This is a genomic window from Erythrobacter sp. S158 (genome assembly GCF_057364915.1).
Map to the genome: position 1 here is coordinate 2,816,611 of NZ_CP200279.1, position 16,466 is coordinate 2,833,076.

Consider the following 16,466-nt stretch of genomic DNA (forward strand, 5'->3'; position numbering starts at 1 on the left):
CGGACACCATATCGTGGCACTAATCTCCTCCCTCCTCGTTCTCGCACTGCAAGTCGGGCCCAACCCCAATGCGGGGGCATTGCCGGGCCTGCCCGATGAACTGCTTAACCGCCCACCCCGTCCAGGAGAGGAAAGCGCCGACTCATCGCCTGAAAGTGCGTGGCTTGCAGCGTGCCTTGACCTCGTCGCCGAGGACCCGGCTCGCGCGCACGCGCTTGCCCAGCTGCGCCGCAATGAAACCAGCGCGACCAATCGCATTCTTGCCAATCATTGCCTCGGCCTTGCCGCAACCGAACTATCGCTATGGGACGATGCCATCACCGCATTCACGGCGGCTCGTGACGAAACGCCTGACGATGAATTGAGCGCCCGTGCGCGGTTTGGGACGATGGCGGGCAATGCAGCGCTGGCAAGCGGCGATCACGGCGGTGCAAGGACAATCCTGGAGGCGGCAAAACGCGATGCGCAAGCCTCTGCTTCCGCAGATCTGCAGTCCATCGCCGCAACAGACCTTGCGCGCACGCTTGTCGCGCTTGGCGATGGCGAGGCAGCGCTCGCAGAGCTTGAGACAGCCACGACGCTGACACCAGACAAGGCGGAAGGCTGGCTGCTCAAGGCGACCCTGCTGCGCCGGCTTGAGCGGTTCGACGAGGCACAGATCGCGATTGAACGTGCCGGACAGATTGCTCCCGCCGATCCGCAGATTGGCCTGGAGGCTGGTGTGATCGCAGTCCTTTCAGGGCGCGATGAAGCGGCACGGGCAAGCTGGCAATCGGTGATCGATATTGCACCGGGCGATCCGGCGGCGCTGACCGCGCAGGACTATCTGGCACAGCTTGGACCGCCACCAACAGCAGGCGTGGAGCAGGAGCCATCATGACCGAGTTTTCCGTCCTTGACCTCGTGCCCGTTCGCGAGGGCGGGAGCGTAGGCGAGGCAATGGAAGCGAGCACCTCGCTCGCCCGCAAGGCGGAGGAACTTGGCTGCAAGAGGTTCTGGGTTGCAGAGCATCACGCCATGGAAGGCATTGCAGGAGGCGCCACCTCGGTAGTGCTCGCCCATATCGGCAACGCCACCAACCGCATCCGCATCGGTTCTGGCGGGATCATGCTTCCCAGCCACACGCCGTTCCAGATCGCTGAACAGTTCGGGACACTCGATGCGCTATTCCCCGGACGGATCGACTTGGGGCTGGGAAGGGCGCCGGGAGCGGGCCCTGAACTTCAACGCGCACTGCGCAAGAACCTTCAGCAGGCTTCAGAATACTTTCCACAGGATGTGGTCGAATTGCGCGCGCTGCTCACCGGCGACGTCGAACTATCGGTCAAGGCGACACCTGGGCTGGGCGCGTCGGTTGAATTCTGGATGCTGGGATCGAGCCTGTTTGGAGCGCAACTCGCAGCGAAGTTAGGCATGCCCTACGCTTTTGCCGCGCACTTCGCGCCCGACCATCTCGACGAGGCGCTAGACCTTTATCGTCGCAATTTCGAGCCTTCTGATGCGCTCGGCGAGCCGCATGTCATGGTCGCCATCAATGCTTTTGCAGCCGACAGTGACGAGGAAGCCCGCACTCTTGCATCCAGCCAGCAACAGGCTTTCGTTGCATTGCGCACCGGTAACCCGGGCAAATTAAAGCCCTCGATGAAGGATTACACATCGACATTGCCTGCGCCCCACCGGGCCATGCTCGACCATATCGGTCAGGCTTCCGCGGTCGGAAGTCGCGAAACGGTGGGAGACGCAATCGAACGCTTTATCAAGCGCACCAGAGCAGACGAGATCATCTTGTGCGGGTCGACCTATGATCCTGCGGCACGAGAAGCTTCGCTCGAGATCACGCTTGAAGCGGTAAGCGCCGTAGCGGCTTAAGCGCTTTACCGGCGCGGTTCTCGCTTGCGCCGACTCTCCAAATTCCTGTATTGCACCGAGCACAATACAAACAACCCGGCACAATAAAATTATACAAGTCAGACCGGGAGCAGGAGCAGTTAGGCGATGAGCGCAAATTCCTCAGGCGCAACCAAATCCGCGCCAGCAAGCAAGCGGAAAGCCCCTCCCAAAACGCTGGTTAAGGAGCTGAGTAAGCATCTCGCAGCCGCGATCCTGCCCGGCGACACTCCCCTTGATGGCGATGCGCTCGATGAGGCTGCCGAATTCCTGTTGGTGACGGCCCAGTCCCGCCAACCGTCGCAATCCGCGTTAAAACTGCAGTCCGACACATCCGAGCGTCGCCTGCGTATTGCCATCGTCAACGATGACATGCCGTTCCTCGTCGACTCGATCGCCGCGACGATCACGGCGCACGGCCTCAGCATCGACCAACTGATTCACCCGGTCGTAGCGGTAGAGCGCAACGACGCAGGCGAACTCACCAGTTTGACCAAGGCCGGTGGTAAGGGATCGCCTGAAAGCCTGATCTACATCGAAACCCCTCGCGTCGATGCTCGCCAGCGCCGCGAGCTTTTGGCTGAGATCAAGGTGACGCTCGGTGATGTCCGCGCCGCGGTGAGCGATTGGCCGAAAATTCAGGCCGCCATGAAAACCGATGCGGCTTTGATTGCAGACGAAACTCCGGAAAGCGCGGCACTGCTCGAGTGGCTTAACTCCGGAATGCTGACACAGCTCGGCCACGTCGTACGCACCCGCACCGGAGAACAAAGCGATGCTCTCGGCATTTGCCGCAAGAGCGCCAGTGAAATCCTCGCTGACACATCCTACGAACGCGCATTCGAGTGGTTTGATGTCAACGGGTCGGACGGCAAACCCCGCAACCTGCTCGTCATCAAGGCCAACCGACTTTCGAACGTGCACCGCCGGTCGCCGCTTGACATCTTCATCGTCCCCCGGCGCGAGAACGGAGCGGTAACTGCACTTTCGATCCATGCAGGTGTCTGGACCAGCGCCGGTCTTGCAACACCTCCTAGCGAAGTGCCCGTCCTGCGCAACGCTTTGAGCGAAATCATCAGCGCATTGGGTTTTGACCCTCAGGGTCATGCGGGCAAGGCACTGGTCCATGCATTCACCACCCTGCCCCACGACCTCCTGGCTGGCTTCAGGCCGAGCGATATAGAGCGGCTCGCAACCGCGATGATGAGCCTGGTCGATCGTCCGCGGCCGCGCGTCGTTCTGGTGCAGTCCGCGCTTGAGCGGCATGTCTTCGCTTTCGTGTGGCTCCCGCGCGACTTCCTCTCGACCGGCGTGCGCCTCCAGATCCAGGACTTGCTGACCAAGTCCACCGGGGTCGACATGCTAAGCTGGAGCCTTGAAGTCGAGGGTTCGACGCTGGCGATGCTCCAGTTCCTGCTCGATTCGCGCTCGACCGGTCAGATGCCGGATGCCGCAAAGATCGAAAGCGAGCTTATCGATCTGCTCAAGGGCTGGAACGAGGCGGTAGAGGCGCGCCTGGCCGAAGCGGAAGACAGCTCGCGCGTAGCTGCCATTGCGCAACGGTACGCCGGGGCATTCCCGGGGACCTATCGCGCGCGCTATGGAGCCGCCGAGGCCGCGCTCGACATCCTTGAGCTGCGCGCGATTGCCACCGGTGACAATCCCGAAGCGCGCTCTTGCCGACTTTACACGCTCGACCACGATCCGGTCGGCGACCTTCGGCTGAAGATCTATCACTCAGCCGGCGAAATGGCGCTTTCGGATGCGGTCCCGGCGCTTGAGAACTTCGGGTTCCGGGTGCTTGCGGAAATGCCGACGCGGCTTGACGATGGCAAGCTTGGGACGATCCACGAGTTTACGCTCGAATTGCCCGTCGGATCGCAGGTGAGCGACCTGCTCGATCGTGCAGACACAATCGAGACTGCAATTGCTGAAGTGCTTAACGGTCAGTCCGAGGACGATCCGTTCAACCGTCTGGTTGTCGCCACCGGGCTGAGCGCGCAGCACGCGATCTGGCTACGAGCGATCTACCGCTATCTGCGCCAGACGGGAATGGGTTTCACCATCTACACCGTGGTCGATGCACTGCAACGTGCGCCGGGCGTGACTCAGTCGATGATCGACCTGTTCGCCGCGCGCCACGATCCCGATTTCAAGGGCGACCGCGACGCCGCCATCGCAGCGGCAATCAGCGCATTTCAGCGCGGTCTCGGCAAAGTCAGCGCGATCAACGATGATCGCCTACTGCGTCTGTACCGCGCCGTGATCGATGCGATCCTGCGCACGAACGCCTTTGCGCTGGCAGCCGACGAGGCGCTGGCCTTCAAGATCAACTCATCGCTCGTCCCAGGCCTTCCGAAGCCCGTGCCATGGCGTGAGATCTTTGTCTATTCGCGCCGGGTCGAGGGCATTCACCTTCGCTCGGGCTCTGTGGCCCGCGGTGGTCTGCGCTGGTCCGACCGGCGCGATGACTTCCGCACCGAAATCCTCGGCCTGATGAAAGCGCAGAAGGTCAAGAACGCCGTCATCGTCCCAAGCGGTGCGAAGGGCGGCTTCTATCCCAAGCAATTGCCATCGCCTGCAATCGACCGCGACGCCTGGGCTGCCGAAGGTCAGGGTAGCTACGAAGTCTTCATCCGAACCTTGCTTTCGGTCACAGACAACATCGTCGATGGCAAAGTCGTCCACCCTGACGGCGTCCACGTTCTTGATGGCGAAGACCCTTACTTCGTTGTTGCCGCCGACAAGGGCACCGCTCGCTTCTCCGATGTTGCCAACGGGATCGCCGAGAAAGCAGGGTTCTGGCTCGACGACGCTTTCGCGAGCGGTGGTTCCAATGGGTACGACCACAAGGCGATGGGCATCACCGCACGCGGCGCGTGGGTGAGCGTGCAGCGTCACTTCCTCGAGATGGGCGTCGACGTCCAGAAGGACAGCGTGACAGTGGCTGGCTGCGGAGACTTGTCGGGCGACGTGTTCGGCAACGGCATGCTTCTGTCAAACGCCATCAAGCTGGTAGCAGCCTTTGACCACCGCCACATTTTCATCGATCCCGATCCCGATCCGGCGACAAGCTGGAAGGAGCGCAAGCGCATGTTCGAGCTGCCGCGTTCCAGTTGGGAAGACTACAATCCTGACCTGATATCAAAGGGCGGCGGCGTCTATTCGCGCGACCTCAAACGCATCAAGCTCTCCAAGAAAGCGCGCGATCTCCTCGGCATCGAGGAGAAGGAGATTGAGCCCGATGCGCTGATCAGCGCGATCCTCAAAGCCAAGATTGACCTTCTGTGGTTTGGCGGGATCGGAACCTACATTAAAGCCGAGAGCGAAAACCACGTCCAGGTCGGCGATCCCTCCAACGACGCGCTGCGCGTCGATGCCCGCGAGGTAGGCGCCAAGGTCATCGGCGAAGGCGCGAACCTCGGCATCACGCAAGCCGGACGCATCGCCTATTCGCTCGCCGGAGGACGGATCAACACCGACTTTATCGACAATTCGGCAGGCGTCGACTGCTCGGACAACGAGGTAAACATCAAGATCGCACTTGCCGCAGCCAAGCGCGATGGCGTGCTGACCGAGACCAAGCGCAACAATCTTCTCGCCAAGATGACCGACGAGGTTGCCGAGATCGTGCTCGAGGACAACCGGCTTCAGGCCTTGGCGCTTTCGATCGCCGAAAGCGGCGGACCCGGAGCAAGTTCCTCATACATCCGCCTGATCGAGCAACTCAGCGAAATGGGAGCGCTCGATCGCCGCAATGAAGGGCTGGCCGATGCCGATACATATGCTCGCCGCGCGGCAGACGGACTTGGCTTCACGCGGCCCGAACTCGCGGTTCTGCTCTCGTCAGCCAAGCTTGCGCTGCAAGACGCGATCGAGGCGAGCGGCCTGCCTGATGACCCGATCCTGGAGAGCAATCTGATCGCGATGTTCCCAGGTCCAATGCAGAAGAAGTTCGCCGACCAGATCCGCGACCACCGCCTGCGCCGCGAGCTGATCGCGACTGACCTGTCGAACCGGATCGTCAACCGTCTTGGCCTGATCCATGCCTTTGAGCTACCTGAGGAAGAGGGCGTGGGCCTTGCTGACGTTGCCGCCGCTTTCGTGGTGGTTGAGCGCCTGTTTGACCTCAAGACGCTGTGGCAGGACATCGACGCAAAGGCGATGAGCGAGACAGCGCGTCTCAGCCTGCTCGACAGGCTTGCTGCAGCGGTGGGCAACCTTATGTCTGATGTCTTGCGCACGGGCGCTGGCCGCGTCGAAGCAAGCGCCATGATCGAATCCCTCAAGCCGGGCGTCAGAAAACTTGCGGATGGCCGGGCCGACCTCATCACCGGCGAAACCCGCGAGCGCTCCGAAGCGCTGCGCGCGCAATTCGTGGAAGAAGGCGCACCCGAGGCCATCGCGAACCGGGTCGCAGACCTGTTCGACTATGATGGATCGGTGGGCCTTGCGAGCCTCGCGCTCAAGACCGAGATCGATCCGACCGTGCTGACACGCGCCTTTACCGATATCGGCACGCGTATCGGGCTCGATTGGGCACAGGGGACCGCTGCGCATATGACGCCGACCGACATCTGGGAGCGGTTGCTGGTCGATGGCCTTGCGCGCGATTTTCAGCATATGCGGCTCGAGTTTCTCGCCAAGCTCATGCGCCGCAAGAGGGGCAAAGACGATCCGCAAGGCGCGATTGCAACCTGGGCCGATCACAACAAGGATGCAGTCACGCAGTTCCGCGCTATGATCGCGCGGGCGCAATCGCGGCCTCCTGTGGCTCCGGCAGTGCTGGCCCAGATCGCAAGCCAGGCGCGGAACCTGCTCGACCGATGATGGCTCCCGGCCTTCGCAGGCGGGGTTGACGCGGGCCATGGTTTCGGGCGAACGCCCCTGCCCATGAACGCAACTGGAAGCACTTCGGCTGACGTCGTCATCGTCGGCACTGGACATGGCGGCGCGCAGGCGGCGATAGCACTGCGACAGCAGGGGCATGAAAGCTCGATCCTGATGATCGGTCGCGATGCCGAGCCGCCTTACGAACGTCCCCCTCTTTCCAAAGAGTATCTGGCGGGAGACAAGAGCTTCGAGCGCATGATGATCCGCCCGGAAAAGTTCTGGGCTGACAAGGGTGTCCAGCTGCGCCTTGGCTGCGCGGTTATCGAAATCGACTGGATGCGGCACGAAGTGACGCTCTCGGACGGGTCGAAGGTCGGCTACCGCAAGCTCATCTGGGCAGGAGGCGGCGATCCGCGCCGGATTGATGTGCCCGGAGCGGGCCTAAAAGGCATATTCTGCGTGCGCGACAAGCGCGATGCTGACGCGATGATGGGGGCGCTCGAAGCGGGCGCAAAGCGCGCGGTCGTCATCGGCGGAGGCTATATCGGGCTCGAAGCCGCAGCCGTCCTGCGCAAGCTGGGCTGCGAGGTCACGCTGCTCGAGGTTCAGGACAGAGTGCTTGCGCGAGTCGCGGGTGAGGAGCTGTCGCGCTTTTACGAAGAAGAGCACCGCCGACAGGGCGTCGATGTGCGGCTGTCTCAAGGCATCTCAGAGATCCTGGGCCAAGACGGCAAAGTGACCAGCGTCCAGCTCGACAATGGCGAAGTGCTCGCTTGCGACATGGTGGTGGTCGGCATCGGAATTGTGCCAGCTGTGGCTCCGCTCATTGCAGCAGGCGCGGCGGGCGCCAATGGAGTGGACGTCGATGTGTATTGCCGCACGACGCTCGATGACATCTACGCGATTGGCGACTGCGCGGCACATGTGAACCCCTTTGCGGAGAGCGCAGTCATCCGGCTGGAATCCGTGCAGAATGCCAACGATATGGCCAACACGGTCGCGCGGGCGATCATGGGGGACAAGCAACCCTATCACGCGCTGCCATGGTTCTGGTCGAACCAATATGACCTCAAACTCCAGACCGCTGGGCTAAGCCTTGGCTATGATGCGACTGTCGTGCGCGGCGACCCTGCCGAGCGCAAGTTCAGCGTGGTTTACCTCAAGGAGGGCCGCCCCATCGCTTTCGACTGTGTCAACGCGATGAAGGATTATGTCCAAGGCCGAAAGCTGCTCGAACGAGGGATAGAGAAGGTCGATCCCGCCTTGCTGGCGGACACTGAAATCCAGCTCAAGGAACTGATCTGACATCTCATGATGGCGCCGGGTGACAGCCAGCCGATGCTCGAAGGCATCAAGGTCGTTGACCTCACCAGCGTCGTGTTCGGTCCCTACGCCACACAAATCCTCGCCGACCACGGAGCCGAGGTCACCAAGATCGAGGCACCCGGCGGCGACGTCTATCGCTACAGCGCAAAGCCTGCGCAGACCCCCGGCATGGCGCCCGGCTTTATCGCGCTCAACCGCGGCAAGAAGTCGGTTGTGTTTGATCTCAAGGATAACGAGGACGTCGCGCGCCTGCGCGAGATGCTGAGCGTAGCAGATGTGTTCATTCACAATGTGCGCGAGGCTGCGATTGAACGGTTGGGGTTCGGCTATGATGCGGTCAAGGCGCTGAACCCTGCGATCATCTATGTTCACTGCGTCGGCTTTGGTTCTGGCGGTCCGTACGGCGGATTGCAGGCCTATGACGACGTAATCCAGGCGGCGACCGGTGCGACTTCGCTCCTGCCACGCGTCGATGGTGATGAGCGCCCGCGCTACTTGCCTTCGCTGATCGCAGACAAGGTAGCTGGGTTGCACGCCGCCTATGCGACGCAGGCGGCGATCATCCACCGCCTACGCACCGGCAAAGGACAGCACGTCGAAGTGCCCATGTTCGAAGCCTTCGCGAGCTTCATGATGAAAGAACATCTCGATGCGAAGACCTTCGACCCGCCCAATGGCGATGCAGGGTATTCGCGGCAGGTCGATCCCGACCGCCAGCCATTCCAGACCAAAGATGGTTGGATCAGCATCGTGCCCTATGTGCCGCAGCATTTCCCGTATGTTGTCGGCCTTTTGGGCGACCCTCAGATGGCTGCTGAAGAGCGGTTCGAGGATGTGAAGGGGATCATGTCAGCTGGGCCTGAGCTTTATCGCAGGATCGGTCAACTTACGAAAATGAAGAGCACGCAGGAATGTCTCGACATTCTACGCGAAGCCAACATTCCCTGCATGAAGGTGACCGATCTCAACGAAGTCATCGACGACCCGCACCTGCGCGAGAGCGGCTTTTTCGAGCGGGCCGAGCATCCAAGCGAAGGCGCGGTGTTCCAGATGCGCGATCCCAATCGGTATAGCGAGTGGTCAGCAGGCCCGCTCCAGCACGCCCCGCTCCTTGGCGAGAACAACGAGGACGATTAGCCCACCTTAGCGAGGCGCTCCGCCGCCCAGCTGGCTGCATCGGCGACCGCGGGATCGGGGTCGGACGTCAAATCGCGCACGCAATCGAGCATGCTAGGGTCATCGCTGTTTCCAGCCGCATAGAGGCAATTGCGCACGAACCGATCGCGCCCGATCCTCTTGATCGGTGAGCCAGAGAACAGAGAGCGAAAGCCAGCGTCGTCGAGGCACAGAAACTCGGCAAGCTTGGGCGCGGTCAGCTCTGCCCTCGGAAGGAATTCGCGCGCTGCATTGGCCTCGCTGGCAAACTTGTTCCAGGGGCACACTGCAAGGCAATCGTCGCAGCCATAAATCCGGTTGCCCAGCGCCTCTCTGAATTCTTCATCGATCGGGCCCTTGTGCTCGATCGTGAGGTAGGAAATGCACCGGCGCGCATCGAGCTTGTAGGGGTGCGGGAAGGCATCGGTCGGGCAGGCATCGAGGCAAGCGCGGCACGATCCGCACTGGTCGCGGTGTGGCTCCGCGGCAGCAAGCTCAAGCGTCGTGTAAATCGCACCGAGAAAGAGCCAGCTGCCATGATCGCGGCTGACAAGGTTGGTGTGCTTGCCCTGCCACCCTATGCCTGCTGCCTCGCCAAGCGGCTTTTCCATGACAGGCGCAGTGTCGACGAAGACCTTGACTTCGGCCCCCGGCGCTTCGGCGACCAGCCAGCGCGCCAGGGCTTTCAGCCGCTTCTTGACGACATCGTGATAGTCCTTGCCTTGCGCATAGACCGAAATCCGGGCGCGGTCCGGATGCGCTTCTAGCGCCATTGGGTCGATTGCGGGCGCATAGCTCATGCCGAGCGCGATTACACTGCGCGCTTCAGGCCAGAGCCCTTGTGGCGATCGACGGTGATGGAGGCGCGTCTCCATCCATTCCATCGAGCCGTGATTGCCTTCGCCAAGCCATTGTTCAAGGCGCTGCGCCCGCACAGGGTCCTCTGCCGCGCTGGCAAACCCGCAGGCGGCGAAGCCAAGGCTTCGCGCCTTCTCCATCAGCCGCTGCTCTAAGTTAAAGGTTGCCGCGTCGTTAACCACGTTTCGGGTTGCTCCCGTTCAGTTTCGCACGTTAACTCCCGCGCTCATGCACATGCAGGTAGGCCAACACATGACGCCAGACAATGCGGCAGCGCTCCACCATGGCGCCGAAGCATTAGCTCGTCCCCTCGCAATCGAAGCCCGCGGTCTCGTCAAGAGTTTTGACGGCACGCGCGCTGTCGACGGAGTCGATCTTTCCGTGCCGGAAGGTGCCATTTACGGCGTGCTCGGCCCGAACGGAGCGGGCAAGACGACCACGCTCCGCATGCTTCTCGGCATCATCGACCCGGACGAAGGCGTTCGACGTGTTTTCGGACATGATCGTCCGCACGATATCGGTCGCCTGATCGGTTATCTGCCTGAGGAGCGCGGGCTCTATCCCGCCATGAAAGCTATCGAGGCGATTGCGTTCATGGGCGCGCTGCGCGGCCTGCCGCTCGCCGAAGGGCGCAAGCGCGGCATGGAATTGCTAGAACGACACGAATTGCTTCACGCGGCAGAGCGCACGATCAAGCAGCTTTCGAAAGGCATGGCGCAAACCGTGCAGCTGCTCGGCACGCTGGTTCATCGCCCGCGCCTCGTGGTGCTGGACGAGCCCTTCTCAGGTCTCGATGCGATCAACCAGGGCAAGCTTGAAGGCATGATCCGCAACCTTGCCGAAGACGGCGTGACGGTGATCTTCTCGACCCACGTGATCCACCATGCAGAGCGCCTGTGCGAAGGCGTTGCGATTATCGCGGGCGGCAAGGTTCCTTATGCAGGCAGCGTTGAGACCGCACGCGACCGTATCCCGGCGCAGGTCCGCCTCGAGACCCGAGCGCGCGATGGCGGATGGACCGCGGCCTTGCCCGAAGACACCCGCCGCGAAGGCGACTTCTTCTATTTCTCGCTTCCCGAAACCGGCGTCGAGCCGCTGCTGCGCCAGCTGATTGAAGGCGATGCGGGTATCCTTTCGCTTTCGATCGAACGCGCCGGGTTGCACGACGCCTTCGTCGCGATTGCGGGCGAAGCGGCCGCGCGCCAGCTCGAAGCCGATGCACAGGGAGGCAACTCATGAGCGCTCACGATCAAGCCGCCATCGACGCGCGCCCGCGCCTCTCCCGGCTCGAAGCCGCCTGGGTCATCGCGCGCCGCGACTTCGTCGCCGTACTGTTCAGCCGCGCTTTCCTGTTCTTTCTAATGGGCCCGCTCTTTCCGGTAATCGTCGGCGGACTTGCCGGAGCGGTCGGCGGGCAAGTTGCGCGCGATGCAGTCGTGATCGAAGTCGGCCTTGCTATGTCTGCAGAAGACAACGCCGCCATGATCGCAGCACGCGACGAGCTCGCACCGCAATTGGGCGGAGCTGTCCCGATCCTGCGTGAAGTTCCCGAGGCGGCGAGCGGCCCATCCTTCGACGCGCGCGAATTCATGGAAGCTCGTCGTGGGAACTACGCCGCCATCGTGACGGGTACGTTGGCCTCTCCCGAGGTCGTAGGAACCAATCGACAGCTGCGCCGCTGGCAGGGGCCGGTTGAGCTGATTGCTGCGCAGGCCACCGCGGTGACACCGCTCACTATCCCGCAATCGAGCGCCCAGGCTGTTGCATCGAGCGCAGCGAGCGAGCGATCCAACCGTATCCGCACCGCTCAGGCCGCGCAGATGGTGATGTTCCTCCTCACCATGCTGCTTGCCGGGATGGTGCTTTCGAACCTCGCCGAGGAAAAGGGCAACAAGATCATCGAAATCCTCGCCGCAGCCATTCCGATGGATGCCGTGTTCATGGGCAAGCTGTTCGCGATGTTGGGCGTATCCTTCGTCGGGATCGCCGTGTGGGGTATGGTCGGTTGGGGTTTCTGGGCGCTCGCCGAAGATGCGATCCAGACTGTGACGCAAACCGACTTCAGCAACCTTCCTGGGCCCGCCGTGGGCTGGCCGCTATTCCTCGCGCTGGGCATTATCTACTTCTCGATGGCTTACCTGCTTCTGGGCGCAATGTTCCTCACCATCGGCGCGATGGCGAACACGGTGCGCGAAGTGCAGACCATGTCGATGCCGGTCACGATGATGCAGCTCATGGTGTTCTTCCTCGCGGCCTATACGATTACGCAGCCGGGCACCGCGCTCGAGATGTTCGCGATCGTCTTCCCGCTTTCCTCACCCTTTGCGATGCTGGCACGCGCCGCGCTCGATCCGGCGCTCTGGGTCCATGCGGCCGCGCTGGCGTGGCAGGCGCTCGCGGTGGTGCTGCTCGTCAAGGGCGGATCGCTGTGGTTCCGCAAGCGCGTGATGAAATCGGGCGGCGCGGGACGCGAGAAGAAGAAGCGCAACTGGTTCGGAAGCAAGCCGAGCGCACCCGAAGCGCTTGAACCCGCGGAATAGGTAGCCAAAAGAAACTGACTATTGACATTGCTGTCAGTTACGGCAGGATGAGAATCAAGGGAGAGGGTCGGCAGACGTAACGGCAACGGGCTCCTCCCAAGGAGAGAGACATGGCCAGTATTGCACCCGAACGTCCCAAGGTCCGCACGTCGCCCACGGCGTATGAAGCGCTGACCGAGCACTTCGCGAAGCATCCTGAAGAGCGTCCCTCCCACCCGCACAAGTGGGATCTCAGCCGATCCGACATCTATTTCGAGGACAAGTGGCAGCCAATCGTTGCTGAAATGCAGGCGGCCGGCCCGCTCCACTGGATTCCCGACAGCCCCTATGGTCCTTATTGGTCGGTCGTCGGCCACAAGGCGATCCAGCATATCGAGGCTCTGCCCGAAACCTTCTCTTCAAGCTGGGAATATGGCGGCATCACGATCCTTGAACGCCTGTCCGAGGAAGAAATCGCCGAAAGCGGTGTCGACCGCCGCGAGCTTCCTATGTTCATTGCGATGGATCGCCCACAGCACACCGGTCAGCGCCGCACCGTCGCTCCCAAGTTCACGCCTTCAGGCATGAAGGAAATGGAGCCGGAGATTCGCCAGCGCACCGGCGAACTCCTCGACACGCTGCCGCGCGGCGAAGTGTTCGACTGGGTCGACAAGGTCTCGATCGAGCTCACCACCGGCATGCTCGCCATCCTGTTCGGTTTCCCGTGGGAAGACCGCCGGATGCTCACCTTCTGGTCCGACTGGTCTGGCGATACCGAGCTTGCGACCGTCCGCGAGCTTGACGAGATGCGCTGGGAATTCCTCCACGAGATGGCAGCCTATTTCCAGTCGCTCTGGATGGAGCGCACGATGGAGAAAGAGCCGGGCAACGATCTCATCTCGATGATGATCCATTCCGAAGCGATGAACCAGATGCGCCCCGAGGAATTCATGGGCAATCTCATCCTGCTGATCGTAGGCGGCAACGACACCACGCGCAACTCGATGAGCGGCTTCGTCCATGCGCTCGACAAGTTCCCGGACCAGCGCAAGCTGTTCGAGGAAAACCCCGAGGTCATCCCTAATGCGGTGCAGGAAATGCTCCGCATGCAGACCCCGCTCGCGCACATGCGCCGGACATGCACCGAGGATACCGAGGTGTTCGGCAAGACCATCAAGAAGGGCGACAAGGTCGTGCTCTGGTATCTTGCCGCCAACCACGAGGCTGAAATCTTCCCGGAGCCGCACAAGCTCGACCTCAACCGCGAAAACGCCAAGCGCCATATCGCGTTTGGCTATGGCATCCATCGCTGTGTCGGGGCGCGCCTCGCCGAGCTTCAGCTGCGCGTCCTGCTCGAAGAGATGCACAAGCGCCGTATGCGCGTGCATATCGCGGGAGATATCGAACGGGTGCGAGCCAACTTCGTGCACGGTTTCCGCAAGCTCGAAGTGGAAATCACGGAGTTCTAATCGGGCCAGCCTAGGCAAGGGCGAAGTGAAACTTTTCGGGCTTTTGCGACGTATTAGAGTGTAGAAACACACTCAATTCGCGAGGGATCGCCCATGCCGTTCAACCTGACCAGTCGCCGGACCTTCATCGCCGCCACCGGCGTTGCCGCTGCCATGCCGCTGCTAGCCAGCTGCGGCGGGAGCGGGACCGAGTTCCGCAAGGAACGCTCCTTTCGCATCTCCAAAACCGAAGGCCAGTGGCGACGCCAGCTGACGCGCGAGGAGTTTCGGATCCTGCGCGAGGCAGGGACGGAGCGCGCTTACACCTCACCACTGAACGATGAAAAGCGCCGCGGCGTTTATAAGTGCGCAGGCTGCGGCAATCGGCTGTATTCCTCGGCGCACAAATACGACAGCGGAACAGGCTGGCCGAGTTTCTGGCAACCAATCGACAATGGCGCTGTGGGCACATCGGTCGATTACAAGATCGGCTATCCGCGCACGGAGGTGCATTGCGCCGATTGCGGCGGGCACCTTGGGCACATTTTCGGCGATGGACCGCGCCCAACAGGCAAGCGGCACTGCATCAACGGCGTCGCTATGGATTTTGTCCCGGCGTAATCGTCTGCGTGTCGCGGGCCGAAACAACGCGCCAGACCTGAAGGCCTGACAGCCCCTCGATAGCGACGGGCTCAAGCCATTCGGGCTTTTCGCCCCTCACGAGCGAAGCGACGAAACCCTCGGGCGCAATCTTCGAATACATGCGCGCTTCGCCGAGGTTGGGACAAATGGCGACATAGGAGGTCCCCCGATCGTGCAGTGTGTTGTATGCTGTTCGCTCGTCGGCGAGGGCTGTTTCGATCAGCACCTTCATCGACCTGTGACCGCGATGATGGCCCGTCGCGACGACCGTGTGATCAGTAACGAGAAGCAGCTCCGGCGCTATGTCGAGCAGGGCATAGAACTCGCCGGTCGGCAACTTCGTGAGCGCTTCGCCAGCATCCTGCACGCGGCAGTCAATCGCCTTCACGGGGGGCGGGCTTGCAGCGCTTACGGCAGCACCGCTCGGCATGGCGCGTGCGGGCAAGGCGCTAGCCAGCAGCATGGCAGGAAGCGCCGGCAGCAGCGCGAAGCACACGCCAACCATCGCGGCCATTCTCGGTGCAGGGCGCTCCATCGAACGGATCGCGCGTAGCCAGTGGCGCAACTGCCAGGCAAGCGGCGCGGCGGCCAGCGCGCAGGCAACGGCTCCAGCGCGCGACACGAAGATCGATACGAGGAAACTAGCCGCAAGAATGATAGCGTAATCGCTCCAGAACTGGCGCAACCAATCATGCGATCGCGAGGCAAGATTGATCGCTGCTGCCAGAGCAATGAGAGGCGTCACCGCAAATTGTAAAGCGGTGATGAGCGACTGGCGCCAGATCGGCATGCCTTCGAGGACATTTGCGTGCCAATAGCGCGCGACCACCGGATCAAGCGCTGAAAAGCCACCTCCGGTTGCGCATTGCGGCGCGTTATAGAGGAGCATTCCCACAGCGCCGCCGCCAGCCAGCGCAAACCCCATGACGAGAACGCCGCGCGGTGCAGGTTCGAAGCGCGAGAAAAGTGTGAGGACAAGCGCTCCCCAGCCGAACATGGCTAGGTGAATGGGACTGATAGCATCGCAGTAAGCAAGGAGATCGCCAAGCCCGCGGGTTAATCCGAAGAGCGCCGCACTGACAATTGCAAGCGCTTGAATCGCGCTTACCAACCATGCTCGCTCGTTACGACTGCGAAGCCAGCGAAGCGCCAGCACTGCGAAGAAAACAGCTGCAAGAGGCAAGCCCTCGATCGAGATGGAAAGCCAGGTAGCAAGCGCGCTGCCAATGACCCAGCCTCCGACCTTGGGAGAGCGCGCCATAAGGCCATTCACCGCGACCAACGCGCACACGATCTGCCAGCCGTGGTGGTCGATGCGCAAAGGTCCGAGTTGGAAGAGGACCGGCACCGAAAGAGCGACCACCAAGGCAGTCAATGTCGCTTCTTCGTCACCCATCAATCGCCATGCAATACGCGAGGCGAGCAGGATAACGGCCAAGAGGGTAATTAGCGGCACCGCGATCAATGCCGTGGTCTCCGCTGCGCTCGCTCCGATGACCGGGGTGAGGACAAGGATAATCAGCGCAATCGGCAGGTCAACGAGACGCGACCAGTGCATGCCAACACCGCCATTCGGGGCATCAACCCGGTATTGGGTGAGATCGAACCAGCTTTGGCCCGCGATCAGGTCGCGCACCTGAAGCAAGCGCATAATGTCATCGGGATCGGGGAAACGCTGGGTTGCGATGGCGTTCCAGTTGACGGCGACAAGCAGGGCACTGACGAGGGCCCATGCGATGCCAGCCCGCATCAGAAAGGCGAGCGGAAAAGCAGAACGGCGACGCTCTACCAACATTGC

Annotated in this window: 11 protein-coding genes; 9 read left to right on the top strand and 2 right to left on the bottom strand. The window is 61.8% G+C overall.

Translation table 11 applies throughout. The features are described 5' to 3' along the window. Positions 1 to 13 precede the first annotated feature (13 nt). From AC0V6T_RS13760 to AC0V6T_RS13780, 5 genes are all read left to right on the top strand, one after another. Positions 14 to 880: a tetratricopeptide repeat protein gene (locus tag AC0V6T_RS13760; RefSeq protein ID WP_486127764.1), complete on the top strand. Its 867-nt coding sequence runs from the start codon at positions 14 to 16 to the stop codon at positions 878 to 880. After that, positions 877 to 1,869 (top strand): LLM class flavin-dependent oxidoreductase, encoded by a 993-nt coding sequence (locus tag AC0V6T_RS13765; RefSeq protein ID WP_486127766.1) that lies wholly within the window; start codon positions 877 to 879, stop codon positions 1,867 to 1,869. Before AC0V6T_RS13760 ends, AC0V6T_RS13765 begins: the two co-directional genes overlap by 4 nt. Positions 1,870 to 1,995: 126 nt before the next feature. Continuing rightward, a complete protein-coding gene (locus tag AC0V6T_RS13770; protein WP_486127768.1) occupies positions 1,996 to 6,717 on the top strand; it encodes an NAD-glutamate dehydrogenase in 4,722 nt (1,573 codons plus the stop codon). Positions 6,718 to 6,780: 63 nt separating this feature from the next. After that, the gene (locus AC0V6T_RS13775) at positions 6,781 to 8,025 is read left to right on the top strand and encodes an NAD(P)/FAD-dependent oxidoreductase (protein WP_486127770.1); all 1,245 of its coding nucleotides are present in this window, start codon (positions 6,781 to 6,783) and stop codon (positions 8,023 to 8,025) included. Positions 8,026 to 8,031: 6 nt separating this feature from the next. Next, positions 8,032 to 9,183, top strand: a complete 1,152-nt coding sequence (locus tag AC0V6T_RS13780) for a CaiB/BaiF CoA transferase family protein (protein ID WP_486127772.1) — start codon at positions 8,032 to 8,034, stop codon at positions 9,181 to 9,183. Here AC0V6T_RS13780 and queG read toward each other — a convergent pair. Continuing rightward, positions 9,180 to 10,199, bottom strand: a complete 1,020-nt coding sequence (gene queG / locus AC0V6T_RS13785; RefSeq protein ID WP_486127774.1) for a tRNA epoxyqueuosine(34) reductase QueG — start codon at positions 10,197 to 10,199, stop codon at positions 9,180 to 9,182. The two genes, AC0V6T_RS13780 and queG, sit on opposite strands and share 4 nt — an antisense overlap. A gap of 112 nt (positions 10,200 to 10,311) precedes the next feature. Here queG and AC0V6T_RS13790 point away from each other — a divergent pair, with 112 nt between their 5' ends. From AC0V6T_RS13790 to msrB, 4 genes are all read left to right on the top strand, one after another. Beyond that, positions 10,312 to 11,298, top strand: a complete 987-nt coding sequence (locus AC0V6T_RS13790) for an ABC transporter ATP-binding protein (protein ID WP_486127776.1) — start codon at positions 10,312 to 10,314, stop codon at positions 11,296 to 11,298. Then, positions 11,295 to 12,599, top strand: coding sequence for an ABC transporter permease (locus AC0V6T_RS13795; protein WP_486127778.1), 1,305 nt, complete (start codon positions 11,295 to 11,297; stop codon positions 12,597 to 12,599). The genes AC0V6T_RS13790 and AC0V6T_RS13795 overlap by 4 nt, the downstream gene beginning before the upstream one ends. A 110-nt stretch (positions 12,600 to 12,709) precedes the next feature. After that, complete coding sequence (locus AC0V6T_RS13800) at positions 12,710 to 14,047, top strand: cytochrome P450 (protein ID WP_486127780.1); 1,338 nt, start codon at positions 12,710 to 12,712, stop codon at positions 14,045 to 14,047. Between the two features lie 93 nt (positions 14,048 to 14,140). Beyond that, on the top strand, positions 14,141 to 14,647 hold the full coding sequence (gene msrB / locus AC0V6T_RS13805) for a peptide-methionine (R)-S-oxide reductase MsrB (RefSeq protein WP_486127782.1): 507 nt from the start codon (positions 14,141 to 14,143) through the stop codon (positions 14,645 to 14,647). Here msrB and AC0V6T_RS13810 read toward each other — a convergent pair. Continuing rightward, complete coding sequence (locus tag AC0V6T_RS13810) at positions 14,625 to 16,463, bottom strand: hypothetical protein (RefSeq protein ID WP_486127784.1); 1,839 nt, start codon at positions 16,461 to 16,463, stop codon at positions 14,625 to 14,627. The genes msrB and AC0V6T_RS13810 overlap by 23 nt on opposite strands. Positions 16,464 to 16,466: the final 3 nt, after the last annotated feature.

What these genes read in the sequence shown, in the direction of transcription:
- AC0V6T_RS13770 (WP_486127768.1), top strand. Translation starts at nt 1,996, where the DNA reads ATGAGCGCAAATTCCTCAGGCGCAACCAAATCCGCGCCAGCAAGCAAG.
- AC0V6T_RS13800 (WP_486127780.1), top strand. Translation starts at nt 12,710, where the DNA reads ATGGCCAGTATTGCACCCGAACGTCCCAAGGTCCGCACGTCGCCCACG.
- AC0V6T_RS13790 (WP_486127776.1), top strand. Translation starts at nt 10,312, where the DNA reads ATGACGCCAGACAATGCGGCAGCGCTCCACCATGGCGCCGAAGCATTA.
- AC0V6T_RS13810 (WP_486127784.1), bottom strand. Translation starts at nt 16,463, where the DNA reads ATGTTGGTAGAGCGTCGCCGTTCTGCTTTTCCGCTCGCCTTTCTGATG.
- AC0V6T_RS13795 (WP_486127778.1), top strand. Translation starts at nt 11,295, where the DNA reads ATGAGCGCTCACGATCAAGCCGCCATCGACGCGCGCCCGCGCCTCTCC.
- AC0V6T_RS13775 (WP_486127770.1), top strand. Translation starts at nt 6,781, where the DNA reads ATGAACGCAACTGGAAGCACTTCGGCTGACGTCGTCATCGTCGGCACT.
- queG (WP_486127774.1), bottom strand. Translation starts at nt 10,199, where the DNA reads ATGGAGAAGGCGCGAAGCCTTGGCTTCGCCGCCTGCGGGTTTGCCAGC.
- AC0V6T_RS13765 (WP_486127766.1), top strand. Translation starts at nt 877, where the DNA reads ATGACCGAGTTTTCCGTCCTTGACCTCGTGCCCGTTCGCGAGGGCGGG.
- AC0V6T_RS13780 (WP_486127772.1), top strand. Translation starts at nt 8,032, where the DNA reads ATGATGGCGCCGGGTGACAGCCAGCCGATGCTCGAAGGCATCAAGGTC.
- msrB (WP_486127782.1), top strand. Translation starts at nt 14,141, where the DNA reads ATGCCGTTCAACCTGACCAGTCGCCGGACCTTCATCGCCGCCACCGGC.